This is a genomic window from Rhodococcus sp. G6(2025) (assembly GCF_058628105.1).
In genome coordinates, this window is record NZ_CP179750.1 from 1,824,819 (window position 1) to 1,837,960 (window position 13,142).

Annotated in this window: 12 protein-coding genes; 1 reads left to right on the top strand and 11 read right to left on the bottom strand. The window is 65.4% G+C overall.

The features are described from left to right. The 8 genes from ACLIVD_RS08400 to ACLIVD_RS08435 all read right to left on the bottom strand — a co-directional run bounded on the left by ACLIVD_RS08400 (position 1) and on the right by ACLIVD_RS08435 (position 8,498). Positions 1–1,263 carry a 2-hydroxyacyl-CoA dehydratase family protein gene (locus ACLIVD_RS08400; protein WP_283333374.1) on the bottom strand — a complete coding sequence of 421 codons (1,263 nt, stop codon included), beginning with the start codon at positions 1,261–1,263 and terminating at the stop codon, positions 1–3. Then, positions 1,260–2,426, bottom strand: coding sequence for a 2-hydroxyacyl-CoA dehydratase family protein (locus ACLIVD_RS08405; protein ID WP_283333375.1), 1,167 nt, complete (start codon positions 2,424–2,426; stop codon positions 1,260–1,262). Before ACLIVD_RS08405 ends, ACLIVD_RS08400 begins: the two co-directional genes overlap by 4 nt. After that, positions 2,423–3,661, bottom strand: coding sequence for a CaiB/BaiF CoA transferase family protein (locus tag ACLIVD_RS08410; RefSeq protein ID WP_283333376.1), 1,239 nt, complete (start codon positions 3,659–3,661; stop codon positions 2,423–2,425). Before ACLIVD_RS08410 ends, ACLIVD_RS08405 begins: the two co-directional genes overlap by 4 nt. Beyond that, positions 3,661–4,815 carry a CapA family protein gene (locus ACLIVD_RS08415; protein WP_283333377.1) on the bottom strand — a complete coding sequence of 385 codons (1,155 nt, stop codon included), beginning with the start codon at positions 4,813–4,815 and terminating at the stop codon, positions 3,661–3,663. The genes ACLIVD_RS08410 and ACLIVD_RS08415 overlap by 1 nt, the downstream gene beginning before the upstream one ends. Beyond that, positions 4,812–5,633 (bottom strand): amino acid ABC transporter ATP-binding protein, encoded by an 822-nt coding sequence (locus ACLIVD_RS08420; protein WP_283333378.1) that lies wholly within the window; start codon positions 5,631–5,633, stop codon positions 4,812–4,814. The genes ACLIVD_RS08415 and ACLIVD_RS08420 overlap by 4 nt, the downstream gene beginning before the upstream one ends. Further along, positions 5,630–6,565, bottom strand: coding sequence for an amino acid ABC transporter permease (locus ACLIVD_RS08425; RefSeq protein WP_283333379.1), 936 nt, complete (start codon positions 6,563–6,565; stop codon positions 5,630–5,632). The genes ACLIVD_RS08420 and ACLIVD_RS08425 overlap by 4 nt, the downstream gene beginning before the upstream one ends. A 47-nt stretch (positions 6,566–6,612) precedes the next feature. Beyond that, the gene (locus ACLIVD_RS08430; RefSeq protein ID WP_283333380.1) at positions 6,613–7,530 is read right to left on the bottom strand and encodes a transporter substrate-binding domain-containing protein; all 918 of its coding nucleotides are present in this window, start codon (positions 7,528–7,530) and stop codon (positions 6,613–6,615) included. A gap of 125 nt (positions 7,531–7,655) precedes the next feature. Next, entirely contained in the window at positions 7,656–8,498 is an 843-nt protein-coding gene (locus ACLIVD_RS08435; RefSeq protein ID WP_283333381.1) for a PaaX family transcriptional regulator, read from the bottom strand. A gap of 232 nt (positions 8,499–8,730) precedes the next feature. On the opposite strand from ACLIVD_RS08435, the gene ACLIVD_RS08440 reads away from it, so the two are divergent. After that, on the top strand, positions 8,731–9,657 hold the full coding sequence (locus tag ACLIVD_RS08440; protein ID WP_491932257.1) for a PaaX family transcriptional regulator: 927 nt from the start codon (positions 8,731–8,733) through the stop codon (positions 9,655–9,657). 671 nt (positions 9,658–10,328) lie between these two features. On the opposite strand, the gene ACLIVD_RS08445 is transcribed toward ACLIVD_RS08440, so the two are convergent. The 3 genes from ACLIVD_RS08445 to ACLIVD_RS08455 form a co-directional block, all read right to left on the bottom strand. After that, positions 10,329–10,727 carry a DUF2510 domain-containing protein gene (locus tag ACLIVD_RS08445; protein ID WP_283333383.1) on the bottom strand — a complete coding sequence of 133 codons (399 nt, stop codon included), beginning with the start codon at positions 10,725–10,727 and terminating at the stop codon, positions 10,329–10,331. Between the two features lie 1,139 nt (positions 10,728–11,866). Further along, the gene (locus ACLIVD_RS08450; RefSeq protein ID WP_283333384.1) at positions 11,867–12,322 is read right to left on the bottom strand and encodes a MaoC family dehydratase; all 456 of its coding nucleotides are present in this window, start codon (positions 12,320–12,322) and stop codon (positions 11,867–11,869) included. A gap of 43 nt (positions 12,323–12,365) precedes the next feature. After that, positions 12,366–13,127, bottom strand: coding sequence for an SDR family NAD(P)-dependent oxidoreductase (locus ACLIVD_RS08455; RefSeq protein WP_283333385.1), 762 nt, complete (start codon positions 13,125–13,127; stop codon positions 12,366–12,368). Between the last annotated feature and the right edge of the window lie 15 nt (positions 13,128–13,142).

Below are 13,142 nucleotides of genomic sequence, written 5' to 3' on the forward strand. Positions count from 1 at the left end.
TCAGCCGAGGACTCTCCTCTCGAGAAAGCCGCCGATCGCGTTCTCGACTACCGTCGCCGTGTCGCCGCGCGAATCCGCGTTACTGGCATTGATTTCGAGTACGGGAATTCCGGCTTGCTCGAGTGCCGCGGTGGTGAAGGTCCCCCCGGGCACGTCGTCGGCCACGAGGTGGACGACCGCATCGACTCCATGGGCGAGCGCCTCCTTCACGTACCACTGCGACGACCACGGCGGTGTGTAGAGCTGGTCGGTGAACCCGACGAACCGGGCGGCGAGGGTCCGCATCGGGTCGTCCCCGTAGCGAGGGTAGCCGTCGGCCGCGATGGCCAGGTACATGGACCACACGAAGACGGCCCCGTACTTATCCTGGAAACGCTGGTACAGACCTAGGTCGAACCAGAGACCGCGTCCGATCCACATGAGGCGGACCCGCTCGTCCGGGCATACGGCCCGGCGCGCGTACACGGCCTGCTCGACCTCCTCATAGAGCGCGCGTGCGGCGTCGCGCGCCCACTCGCTGCCGCGGTGCCACTGCGGGATCATCACGGCCGGGATGCTGTCGTTGACCGAAACGGGAGTGGGACGGGAGGACGCGATCAGGTCCCGTGTCCGCCTGTTCCACTCGGCTTGCTCGTTGACCAGATCCATCACGGCGGCGAGGCGGTCGAGGTCGAACGTCCGACCCGTGCGTTCGGTGAGGAACTCGACGAGTTGCCAATTCTCGTCGGTCATCAGGTCCAATCGGTCGGCAGCGTACGCCTGATCCCACCGATGCGGGACGAGGTCCCACCAATTGTCGGGTGCAGTGGTCGCCGAAGATCGCTCGAACGCGAAGAACTCGGTCTCCGGATGCTGCGCCCACAGGTCAAACACCTTCCGGGTGGCGTCCCCACTGCTCTCGGCGATAACGAAGTCCGGTCGGGGCAGCCCACCCCAGGGCGCCTGCTCGGCTGGGAGGTTCATCGATCCCAGTCCGATCGCGTCGTACTGGTACGAGTCGTCCGGATAGCCCAGCCCGGCAATGGTGTTCAGGCTCGCCGGGCCCAACCGTTTGGCGGCCACGACGGACGCCCACCACTGGTTGACTACGTACGGGATCCCCATCGCGCGCAGGATTTCCTGAGGTGCGTCCGCGTTGACCAGCGCAAGCGGGGCGCCGGCGGCCACCTCGGCTCGCATCTGCGCGAACCACTCCTTCTGGCGGGCGGTGGCCGCGGTCGCTGCGGCCAGCCGCTCCGGTGACGCTGTATGTGCTGCGCTCATCGTGCGGATACCTCGCAATCTTCCCGGGTCAGCCGTTGGAGGGCTTCCCCCAGTTCCCTGTCCGGCCAGGTACGACCACCCCCGGCCACTTTCTCCGTGCGCACGCACTCACCGACTTCCCGGACCAGTGCGGGAAAGTCCCAGTCCGGTGCGGGATCGTTGCGGCGGACGAGGGACAGGACCGCATCCGCAGCGGCGCGCCGCACACCCTCGGCGCTATAGCCGGCCCGGTCGGTCAACCCCGACGTCTGCGCCATCACCCCGCAGTACAGGCGATGCAACGCGATTGCGCTGTGGGCACTGTCGAGGTCGTCACCTGCGGCCGGCACCGGCCACAGGTCCGCCACCGCATCACCCCAGCTGTGGTCGTCGCCCACCAACCGCGCACCCGCCGACTCGAGCGCGGCGTAGGCGTGGTCGTGGTCGTGTGGGCTGCCGGTGAGGAAGACGCGCGGCCCCGCCGGGATCGGTGACGGGTCCGCGAGCAACGCCTCCGCCAGTGCGATGCACTCAGTGGGTTCCGCGGACTGGCTGAGCGCGAACAACCGGAGGGCGTCGACACCCGACACTGTCGGGATGGCCGATCTCCGTCGTTCGCGGACCTCGACCAGTCGGCATCCGAGGCGGGCCCGGACAGTTTGTGCTGCACGAAGATTTTCGAGCGTATGCGGCCGGCCAGTCCATAGCGTGATGGTCTCGGCGAGTCCGGCGATCTGACTCGTGTTGTACCTGCGCGTCGACTTCCGACGCAGATGCAGGACGTCGAGCAGGTGGACGGGCGGCACCGGACGGCCCTGCGCCGCCAGCGCACGCAGTACGTAGAACACGCGCAGCGACGCCTGGCTGTCCCGCGACACGACCAGTCCGCGGAGGAAATCGACGTCCCCCGCGAGGATCTGGTCGAGGATCGAGTAGGCGGTCGCGTCGACCGCACCCCCGAGCAGCGTGACGGCTTCGGGACTGGGTGACCGGTCGACGCTGGACAGCCGGTACGCGAGTGCACCGCAGGACTCGAGGATCTCGGGCGGCACGTCCGCTCCGACGACCCCGATCACCGCCGTCCCGTCGGCCGCGGCGGCGCGCGCACGATCGAGCCGGCTGTCGTAGCGCCTGCGCAGCCGCGCCGATGCGGACGATGCCGAAGACGCAGAGGACGCCGTCACAGCGCTTTACTCTCGACGAGGTCGGCGATGTGCGACTCGTCGTACCCGAGCAAATCTGCCAGGATCTGGGTCGTGTGTTCACCGAGCGCGGGCGCGGGACGGTCGAGCGTGGTCTCGCTGCCGGACATCGTGATCGGCAGCCCGCTTCCGAACAGTTCGACCACGTTTCCGTAGGTCGGGTGTGTCAGAGGTACCACCTCACCGCGTTCGACGACGATGGGGTCGCGCACTGCGTCGCGGGGCGAGCGAACCTCCGCGCATGGCGCACCGTGGCTTTCGAGGTCCGTGATCACCTTTGCAAGGGGCTTGTCGGCCGCCCACTGTCCGATCATCGCGTGGAGATCGTCGGCATTGTGGACGCGGCCGTCGCGCCGAGCGAATCGGGGATCGGTGATCAGGTCGGGGCGCCCGATCGCCGTCAGGACTCCGTGCGCGAATCCGTCGGTGGGAGCGCAGATGGCGAAGTAGCCGTCCTCCGCCTCGAAGGTGCCGAAGGGGGCGAGCCGCGGCACGAGTGCGCCGGTGCGGGTGGGCAGTCCGATCATCTCGAAGGCGTCGAAGGGCTCCGCGGCCACCATGGAAGTCAGCGCACCGAGCATCGAGACGTCGACGTGCTGTCCCCGACCGGTGCTGTCAGCCTGGATGACGGCCGAGAGGGTGCCGATGACGGCGAACAAGGGCGCGACGAGGTCGCCGATGGGTAGACCGAAGCGGATGGGGGCGTCGCCGGGGCTGCCTGCGGTCATCATCACGCCGCTGAGCGCCTGGATGATGGTGTCCATCGCTTTGCCGGTGCCGGGGCCGCCCTGACTGCCGAACCCGCTGATGGAGGTGTAGACCAGTCTCGGGTTGGCGGCGGAGACGGCCGCGTAGTCGATTCCCAGTCGCGCGGTGACACCGGCACTGTAGTTCTCGACGACGATGTCCGCCTGCCCGGCGAGGTCGAGGAAGACCTGCTTGCCGTGCGGGTTCTTGAGGTCGAGGGTCATCGACTCCTTGTTGCGTCCGCGAGACAGCATCGACACCGACATGTCGTCCGCGCTGGTGCGTTTCACCGACAACCCGTCCGGCGTGACGTATGGCGAATTGTTGCGTGCGGCGTCCCCACCGCGCTCGGGGTTCTCGATCTTGATCACGCGGGCACCGAGACCGGCGAGGAGCAGAGTCGCGTACGGCCCGGCCAGTGCGGTGGTGAGGTCGAGGACGACCTTCCCTTCGAGGGGTCGCTGAGCCATTATCGGATCCTTTGCTGTGCAGTGGGTGCGGTGACCATCACGAGGTCACCGTCGCGGTGGAAGTCGGTGTCGAAACCGGCTGCGCGGGTGATCGTCTCGATGTACTCGACGACGCTCTCGGTGCGGGAATCGTCGGCGGTGAGCGGCACCGGTCGCGCGTCGTCGTCGATCCAGCACGGAACGAAGCCGGCGGCGACCAGGCCGTCGGCGTCGAAGGTGCACGTCGCGACGGCGGTGTTGCGGCTCTCGGGGTGGAAGGGGTAGGACGGCATCGCCGGATCGGGGCTGAAACCGAACATTTCCTGTCGGCGGGCGGCCCACGCGCGGCGTTCGGCGGAGTCTCCGCCGACCGGGGTGAGCGCATGGGTGACCGTGACGAAGTTGCCGAGCCCGTGGAAGATCGGCTTTCCGCAGTAGAACTCGATGCCGCGCATGATGTGGGCATGATGCCCGATCACCAGGTCGGCGCCTGCGTCGATCGCTGCGTAGGACACCGGGGACTCGTAGTCGGCGAGGACCGCCGGGGTATGCCCGATTCCCTTGTGCAATGCGACGACGAGGACGTCGACCTGGGGTCGCAACGCGGTGATGTCCGCCTTCATCTGGGCGAGACTGTCCGGTGCCGCGAACGTGTAGACGGTCGGCGGTCCACCCGGGGTGGCGGAGTCGAGTTCGTAGTGGGTGAGCACCTTCACATACGCGGCGCCAGCCTTCTGGGACGCCGCCCAGGACTCGCGCGGTCCGACGCAGTTGTAGCTGAGTACCCCGACGCGCAGTCCGGCCGCCTCGGTGACAGCCGGCTCCCGGGCCTCGGCAAGGTTCCCCCCTCCGCCTGCGGTCCGCAGGCCGGCCTTGCGCGAGTAGGAGATGGTGTCGAGCACACCCTCGGTACCGACGTCGTAGAAGTGGTTTCCCGCGAGGGTGACGACATCAAACCCCGCCTCTGCCACCGCCTCGAGCGCCTGCGGGTCTGCCGGCGGGGCCGGCACGTCAGTGCTCGCCTGCACGGTGCTGGTCGAGTGCGGCACTTCGATGTGCCCGATGGCCACGTCTGCCGACCGGAACAGGTGTGCGCTCGGCGCGAAGTAAGAGGCGGGGTCGGGCTCGTCGAGGACGAGGTCACCGACAGCCATGACGGTGCAGGTCCGGCTCACTGCGACTCCTTCACGAGTTCACGCTCACGGCTTGCTGTCAGCGATTGGGTGAATCGGCTCAGGAATCGCTGCAAGCGTTCGCTTTGCGGGCGTTCGAAGAACTCTTCGGTGGTGTTCTGCTCCACCACCTTGCCCGCGACCATGAACACGCAGCGGTCAGCGACCTGTCGAGCAAACTCCATCTCGTGGGTGACAACGATCATCGTCAGCCCGGCTCGGGCGAGATCCTTGATGACACCGAGCACTTCGTCGACCAGCTCGGGATCGAGTGCGCTGGTCGGCTCGTCGAACAGCAACACTCGCGGACGGGTGGCCACCGCCCGCGCGATCGCGACCCGCTGCTGCTGCCCACCCGACAGTTGCCGAGGGTGGGCCTGCGCCTTGTCGGGCAGTCCGACCTTCTCGAGCAACGTCTCGGCACGGACCCGGGCGTCCTCACGCGAGAACCCGTGGACCGCGACGGCCGCCTCGGTGATGTTGCGCAGCACGGTCCAGTGCGGGAAGAGGTTGAACTGTTGGAACACCATTCCCATGCGTCGTCGTTGCTGGGCGACCTGTTCGTCGGTGAGTGGGCGCAGGGCTCCGTGCCGCTGCGCGAAACCCAGCAGTTCGCCGTCGAGGTACATGGCGCCGCCGTCGATCTTCTCGAGTTGGTCGATGCAGCGGACCAGGGTCGATTTCCCGGAACCGGAGGGGCCGAGGATCACCACGACCTCACCTTCGGCTACCTCGAGGTCCACTCCGTCGAGCGCGGTCGTGCCGTGATAAGTCTTGCGTAGGTTTGTCACCCGGACTACGGGGGTAGTTCGGTCGGTCATCGCGAGGCCCTTCCTCGAAGAAATGTGGTGCGCCAGGAGGTGGTAGCGCCCTCGTCACGGCGTTGGCCCTTGCCGTACCGGCGTTCGAGTCGGCGTTGCACGAAAGTGAGCAGCGAGACGACGACCAGGTACCAGATGCAGGCCACCAGCAGCAGCGGAACCACCTGGTACGTGCGGTTGTAGATCAGCTGCACGGAGAAGAGGAGGTCGGTCATGGCGATCACCGAGACCAGGGACGTGCCTTTGAGTAGCGAGATGAACTGGTTTCCGGTCGGGGGAACGATGACGCGCATGGCCTGCGGAAGGATGATGCGCGAGAAGGTCCGCCACTGGGTGAAACCCATGGCGCGTGCGGCGTCGCGCTGGCCGGCATCGACCGCGCCGAGCCCGGACCGGATGATCTCGGACATGTACGCGGCCTCGTGCAGGCTCAGGCCGATCAGGGCTGCGGTGAGCGGGCTGATCAGTGCGGTCGACGACCACGACCCGAACGTGGGTCCGAACGGGATTCCCACGGAAATCTCCGGCAGAAGGTAGGCCAGGTTGAACCAGAAGATCAACTGCACCAGCGGCGGAATGCCGCGGAAGACGCCGACATAGGCCTGGCACACGATTCGTACGGGCCAGAAGTCACTGGCATGGCCGGCCGCGAGAGCGATGCCCAACAGCGATCCGACCGTCATGCCAACGATGGTGATGAACACCGACATCGCGAGACCCTGCAGCACCGTCGGGTAGAACAGGTAGCCCCAGACGATGTCCCAGGCGAACCGTTCGTTGGTCACCACAAAGTTGACGAATTGGGCGGCCAGAACCAGGAGGATCACCGAGATGATCCACCGGGCGGGGCGCAGGCGTGGCCGGGCCCGGGCGACGTCGAACTCTTCGGGTCTCGGTCTGGTGTGAGGTTCCGCGGACACTGGGGCGGTCATCGAGTTTCCCTGCTCTTCGGACATGACGGGGGCAGACAGGCGCGGGTTCATGCGGCCGGGGTGGGGTTGAGAACCGGAGCGGTAATGGCGATGTCCTCGAGCTGCCACTTCTTCACCAGCTCCTGGTACTGCCCGTCCTCGAACAGCAACTTGAACGCCTCGTAGAAGACCGGTCCGAGTTCATTGGTCTTCGGTGTCAGGAGGACGAGCTGGTCGGCGAGTGCGCCCTGCTCCTCGGTTTGGGCGACGGTACGCCACGTGTTCGGTTGCGCCGCTGCCGTATCGATCGCACCGCTCTGTGTCAGCGCCGCCGAATCGGCCCGGCCGGATTGCACTGCCAGCAGTGTCGCGTTGGTGTCGGCGAGACCGACGAACTCCACCCCCGGCTGCCCCTTGGCGGCGCACCAATCGGACAGTTTGTGGACCTGTTCCTCGGTGATGGATCCGACGACCCCTGCGGACCGGGTCCCGCAGAGCGCGTCGGCGTTCTCGGCGTCGATGCCCCCGTTCATCGGGATGAGGTAGGAGGTGCGGCTGGTCAACCATTGGACACCGTCGAATTGTGCGAGCCGGTCCGGTGTCGCCTTCACAGGGCCGTTGAAGGCGTCATACCGGCCGGAGAGCATCCCGGAGAGCATGGCGGGAAGACCGCTGGTGATCTCCGTCCGGACGGGAATTCCCAGCACTCCCGACAGCGCCTGCTGGACGTCGGGGTCCATCCCGGTGAGCGTTTTGCCATCCGGTCCGACGGTCCGGTATGGGGGGTGCGAGTCGCCGGCGAAGACGATCTCACCCTTGTCCTTGATCGCCTGCGGCAGTTGGTCGTACAGGACGCCGGCGTTGGCGCCCGGCCCCGACAGCTTCTCGGTGTCGGCGGTCCTCTGATCGATCGACGTACACCCGGCCAGCGCCAGCGCCGATAGCGCGACGGCGGCGCAGAAGGTCTTTGAACGAGTGAGCCTCATTGGTCCCTCACTTGGTGGTCGAGAGGCCCCGAGACTCAACAGTCCCTGAAGCCGGAAAGTGATGCGTGCAACAAGGACGAAGTTAGTTCAATACATGACTTCCGTCAACGATATGACGAAAGTTGCTACGCCTCCGAGTTCGTGGCCCGCAGATCGAGGCGTTCTCCGGCTTCCATCCGGGCGACCGGGTCGAGCTGATCGTGCAGCGCGCGGAACAGGCGCTGCGCCGGCGCCGCGGGCCAGTCCGCGGGCAGGTGCTCGAGTGGCAATCGAGGGTCCTGACGAATTACCTCGAGCCACTCGGTGACCAGAACCAGTTGGGTGGCCAGCGCGCCGCCCGCACGACTGCCCGGGTCGTTCCATCGGTCGAGGAACTGCGCATATCGGTCGGCGATACCCGCTATGTCCCAGGCGTCACGCAGCATTGCGGGCACGTCCATCCCGGACTCGGCCCTGCTGTAGAACACGCGCACCTTGTCACTGCCCTCGACACCGTCGAGGACATCGGTGACATCGCGTGTAGACGGTGAAACCCACAGTCCTCCTTGAAGGGAGCCGAACCCCGCCCACTGCAGACGTGCCCGGAGTTCGTGGCGCTGCTTCTGCCAGGAGTCGGGAAAGCTGAAACTGAGAAGGGTCCATGTTCCGTCCCAGCTGCTCTCGACGGCGCCGGTGCGCCAGATCCGGACGTGGCCGTCCTGCAAGATGGCTTCCGCTCGCGAGGTGAGTCCGACATACGTGCGTCGTCCGTGGCGGTGCTTTGTCAGGAGACCGCGTCTGACCATGCGGTCGAGCGCAGAGCGGGTGGCATGTTCGCCGACGCCCACTGAAGTCAGGACGTCGAGGACGCTCGACGTACCGACGAGGACGTCGCGGCCGAGCACGTAGCGGCCGAGGACCGTCAGCAGGACGCTCTGCGCCTTCACTCCAGCGGCGGCGTCATAATGCGAATCCGTTACGTTCGTCATAAAAGTGACGATACTCCCCGGATCGACAAATGGCATCAGGGCGCGCGGAAACAACCCCTGCCCTTCACTGGGCGCAGGGCAGGTCAATCTGATCCGCCACCGTGAACACTGGTTGTGCGGGCGGCCTCCTTTCTCAATACGCGACAAATGTTACCCCGAACGGGCGCTGGTATGCATCCTTTTCTTTTGACTCTTTGTAGGAGGACGACCACCCGACCACCACCGATACTCTGTGACGGTGAGTGACAGCCCGATGCGACCGCAGTACCAGAATTCCCAGCGCCTCCTGACGACACTGCTGGGCGACTACTGGTTCTGGCGCCGCGAGCCGTTACCTTCGCGGGTACTGGTCGACCTGCTCGCCGAATTCGGACTGGCCGAACAGGCCGCGCGCGCCGCGATCCGCCGACTCGCCGCGCGCGAACTCGTCACCGTCTCGAAAGTCGGCCGGACCACGTTCTACGGCGTCCCACCCAAAACCGAGGACCTGACCATGGAACGGCTCACCCGCATCTTTCGATTCGGTTCGGGAGACCGGGCCTGGGACGGTTTCTGGACCTTCGTGATGTTCTCCGTACCGGAGGACCAACGCGAGCTGAGGCGGACCCTCCGCACCCGGTTGCGAACGCTTGGCCTCGGATCCCTCTACGACGGCGTCTGGGTATCGCCGTGGGATCTCACCGAAGAAGCCTGCGCTGTGCTGGCAACTGTCGGTGTCGACCGCGCCACCGTCAGTCGCGCCCGAATCACGAAGAGTGCCTCGTTCAGCGGCGACCCGGTACAAGCGTGGGATCTGCCCGAACTTGCTCGCGAGTACGACAGTTTCGTGGCCGACACCGCCCGGCTGCGGACACGAGTCACCGAGCAGCAGACCACCCCCGCGGACGCCCTTATCGTCAGGACCAAGGTGATGGCCCGGTGGCGAAGCTTCGCCGACATCGATCCCGATCTGCCGGCCGAAGTCCTGCCCAGCCCGTGGCCCAGAGACGCGGCACGACGTCACTTCGTCGAGATCTACGACAACCTCGGCCCCCTCGCGGAAACGAGAATGCGGGAGATCGTCAAGCGGCACGCGCCGGAACTCGCCGACCTCGCCGTGCACCGCACCAGCACGGATCTGCGGCGCGGCGCACGTAGGCTCGGCTCCGACGTACGCTGAGAGCGCTCGGCATGCGCCACAGGCGAACTCGTCGGTGGTGTGGTGCGTACTTTCCGGTTGTCGAGAACAATCCCGACCGCATCGTCGATCCCACCGTGCAGGACATCCTCGCGGAGTGGTTGGCCACGAACGAGTGCCGGAGGCTGGACAGAGGTGGGGTATTCCAATCGATGAACTCGCCGTCGCGTCTGGTACCGCGAGGCCACGGGCACCCCATCGGTGTGGTGGTCAGGTCGGCCAACCCGCAAAGTACCCGAACCGGGAGAGGAGGCGGCGTCGGGGCCACTGCCGAGCCATCCCAGCCAGCCTGGATGCGCCAGCCAGCCGACCGAACGGATGCTGGGCGGCCTGGGGCGCTGCGCGTAGATGGATGTCTTTGTGCGGGATGGATGGAACGGATCGATGGTGGAGTGGGCATTGGGAGGGACGGGCGGGCGGATGGAGGAGAGGGTCGGTCGGGTCGATGTGTCTGTGGGCATAGATGGATGGATGGAGAGGTGTTCACCTATTGCGGGTTGTGATGCGTTGGTAGCGGAGTGGCTGGGCTGACCAGTCGGTAATCACACCTTGAATGGTCGTCAGATCACACCCTGCGAACTGTCAACGGCATCGTTCTCAAGGAAGGAAGCGGCATCAAACCCGGGACGGTTCAACATGCGACATCGGACAATTTAGTCGTCGAAGATGTGCGATAGTTCGTCGCGCTTGTTCGACATCTGGTTCTCGATGTAGAGAGCGTTGACAAGCGCGAGTGCCAAGATGATTGCCGCGACCACACGGACCCACTTCGCCGCACCAAAGAAGAAAGCAACAGCCACGCCTGCTCCGACGACTCCGACTCCTGTCCAGATCGGGCCAGAGCCGGTCAGGAGACTGACCGACTGCATGGACATCGCCAATCCGATGCCAACGAGCACACAGACGCCGATCGCAACCGCTCTTTGCCTGCTTGGTCCGGGGCTGGACGCCGAAGTCGTGACAACAGGGGCGGACCATGCGGTGCCGTCCCAATAGATCTTTTTTGCAGGGTCGGATGGATCTGGATACCAACCGGGCGCTGGCTGCGTCATGTTTCCCGCTTCTGTTTAGCTGCACTATCTACAGGGAGAACAGCATAGCCAGGGCGGACATCGTGCAGAGAACTCTGGAGTTGACCCCTGACGGGGACACCTGACTGACGGGACGGCAGGTCCCGCGCGAAGGATGTCCATATGTCGGGCAAACGCAAGCGGTACACCCCGGAGTATCGGGAGCAGTCCGCCCGTCTAGTGATCGAGACCGGACGTCTGATCGCGTAGTCGCGAAGAAGAGCGGGGTCAGCGAACAACTGCTCGGCAAGTGGGTGGCCCATGTGAAGGCGCGCTCCGTCATTGAACATGACCGCGCTCCGGACGTCGACGCGCGAGCCGAGCTCGAACGGCTCCGCCAGGAGAACTCCGAATTGCGTTTGGACCGCGAGTACTTGAAAAGGTTGCGGCCTTCTTCGCAACCGAATAGAACCGGTACACGCCTACTGGCTGATCGACGCGGAGATAAACGCGCCCCGGACCAGCATTCCGATCCCACCCGGCACCGATAGCGCGCGCGAATGCCCACCGAGGTCGAAACTCTGGGCGAACGGGTACACGACAGTTGCTAGTAGACCGGGTTTGACGTCCTAGATTGAGCCCGATCAGGCGGAAATCGTGGATCGCGGCACATAGGTGACCCAAAACCAGGTTGATGGGTGAACACCCTATGGATGGATGAACGGAGGGGTGGAGCCGGAGCGCGGGGGTGTTCACCTATTGCGAGCCGCCTTAATGCTGGCCTGGGTAACTCCACGAACTGACTGTCTGGTAATCATGCGTAAGTAGGCCCCTCTAATCACACCTGTTTCCGCTTGCTGCGGGCATGTCCGCGCACTACCTGCGAACGGTGCGATCGCTGCAGATCGTTCTGGTGGGCGGGCAAACCGGCTGGCAGCGCCCCGGATGGGACAACGCTCCAATAGAGCGGAGGTGTCCCGACTCAGTGCATCTGATGCTGTGTAGGTTCCGCGAAGGGGTGTTCTCCAGAATGCGCATGTTTCATGAGCCATACGGATTCTGGCGCCGAGGCTGGTTCGCGAGGAATCTGCCGGGCTGTCGAACCGCTGTCGCGACAGGCTTGTGAGACGTCGCCTACCGGTCGATTGTCAGGGACTGTCCCACGGTCTCGAGCACAGGGTTTAACGGTGGTATCGGTAGAGTGGTTCGGCGACGCAGACGGGTTTGTCGGTGGCACTGCATTCCACGGTCACTGCGGAGACGATCTGGACTCCGGCGTTGATGTCCTGGGCCGAAATTATCTCGGCGTTGAGCCGGACCTTCGATCCCGCGGGGACGGGGGCCGGAAACCGGACCTTGTTCAGGCCGTAGTTCACCGCCAGGGACGTGCCCTGAACTTCGAGAACCTGCGCGAACATGACGCTGAGCAACGACAGGGTGAGGTAGCCGTGGGCGATGGTACGCCGGAACGGGCTTTCCGTGCGGGCCCGTTCCGGGTCGAGATGGATCCATTGGTGGTCGTCGGTGGCGTCGGCGAAGGTGGTGATTCGGTCTTGGGTGATCTCGAACCAGTCACTGGGGTCCAGTGTGGTGCCGACGAGGTTCTTCAACCCGTCGACGGTGGTGGTTGTGGGCATGGTGGTTACTTTCGACGCGATGGGCTTGCGGGGTGTGGTGCGGTCAGGTGATGGTCATGCCGCCATCGACGGCGAGTGTTTGTCCGGTGACGTAGCCGGCGGCGTCGGAGGCGAGCCAGATGAGGGTGGCGGCGAGTTCGGTGGCATCGCCGGTGCGCCCGAGCACCATCCGTGACGCGAGGCTGTCGAGGTAGCCGTCGTGATATTGGTCGGTCATCTCGGAGGCGAAGAAGCCCGGGGCGAGTGCGTTGACGCGAATTCCCTTGCGGGTGCCCCATTGTTGGGCGAGGTCTCGGGTCAGACCGATGATTGCGGCTTTGCTGGCGCTGTAGGCGGCCTGGGGCAGACCGGCGGTGGTGAGCCCGAGGACGCTGGAAATGTTGACGATGGAACTGCCGGGTTGCATGACCTTCCCGCACGCCTGGGCGGTCCAGTAGGAGCCGCCCAGGTTGATATCGATCACCGAGCGAAACTGGTCGGGGGTTTCGCGGGTGGCGGGGTGGGCGGTGGCGATTCCGGCGTTGTTGACGAGAACGTCGACGCGGCCGAACTCGGTCATTGCTGCGTCGACCAGAGCGGTGCACTGATCCGGATCAGCGATGTCGGTAGCTACGGGCAGGGCCCGTCGGCCGGTGGCACGGACCAGTGCGGCTGTGTCGCCCAGTTTGTCGACGCGACGCGCCGCGAGGACGATGTCCGCGCCGGCCTCGGCGAGGGCCTGAGCGAAGGCCACGCCGAGACCGGACGAGGCGCCGGTGACGATGGCGACGCGGCCGTCGAGGCGGAATTTGTCGAGCACACTCATGTGTGATGTCTCCTG

What these genes read in the sequence shown, in the direction of transcription:
- ACLIVD_RS08435 (WP_283333381.1), bottom strand. Translation starts at nt 8,498, where the DNA reads ATGACGAACGTAACGGATTCGCATTATGACGCCGCCGCTGGAGTGAAG.
- ACLIVD_RS08400 (WP_283333374.1), bottom strand. Translation starts at nt 1,263, where the DNA reads ATGAGCGCAGCACATACAGCGTCACCGGAGCGGCTGGCCGCAGCGACC.
- ACLIVD_RS08450 (WP_283333384.1), bottom strand. Translation starts at nt 12,322, where the DNA reads ATGCCCACAACCACCACCGTCGACGGGTTGAAGAACCTCGTCGGCACC.
- ACLIVD_RS08455 (WP_283333385.1), bottom strand. Translation starts at nt 13,127, where the DNA reads ATGAGTGTGCTCGACAAATTCCGCCTCGACGGCCGCGTCGCCATCGTC.
- ACLIVD_RS08420 (WP_283333378.1), bottom strand. Translation starts at nt 5,633, where the DNA reads ATGACCGACCGAACTACCCCCGTAGTCCGGGTGACAAACCTACGCAAG.
- ACLIVD_RS08410 (WP_283333376.1), bottom strand. Translation starts at nt 3,661, where the DNA reads ATGGCTCAGCGACCCCTCGAAGGGAAGGTCGTCCTCGACCTCACCACC.
- ACLIVD_RS08430 (WP_283333380.1), bottom strand. Translation starts at nt 7,530, where the DNA reads ATGAGGCTCACTCGTTCAAAGACCTTCTGCGCCGCCGTCGCGCTATCG.
- ACLIVD_RS08445 (WP_283333383.1), bottom strand. Translation starts at nt 10,727, where the DNA reads ATGACGCAGCCAGCGCCCGGTTGGTATCCAGATCCATCCGACCCTGCA.
- ACLIVD_RS08425 (WP_283333379.1), bottom strand. Translation starts at nt 6,565, where the DNA reads ATGACCGCCCCAGTGTCCGCGGAACCTCACACCAGACCGAGACCCGAA.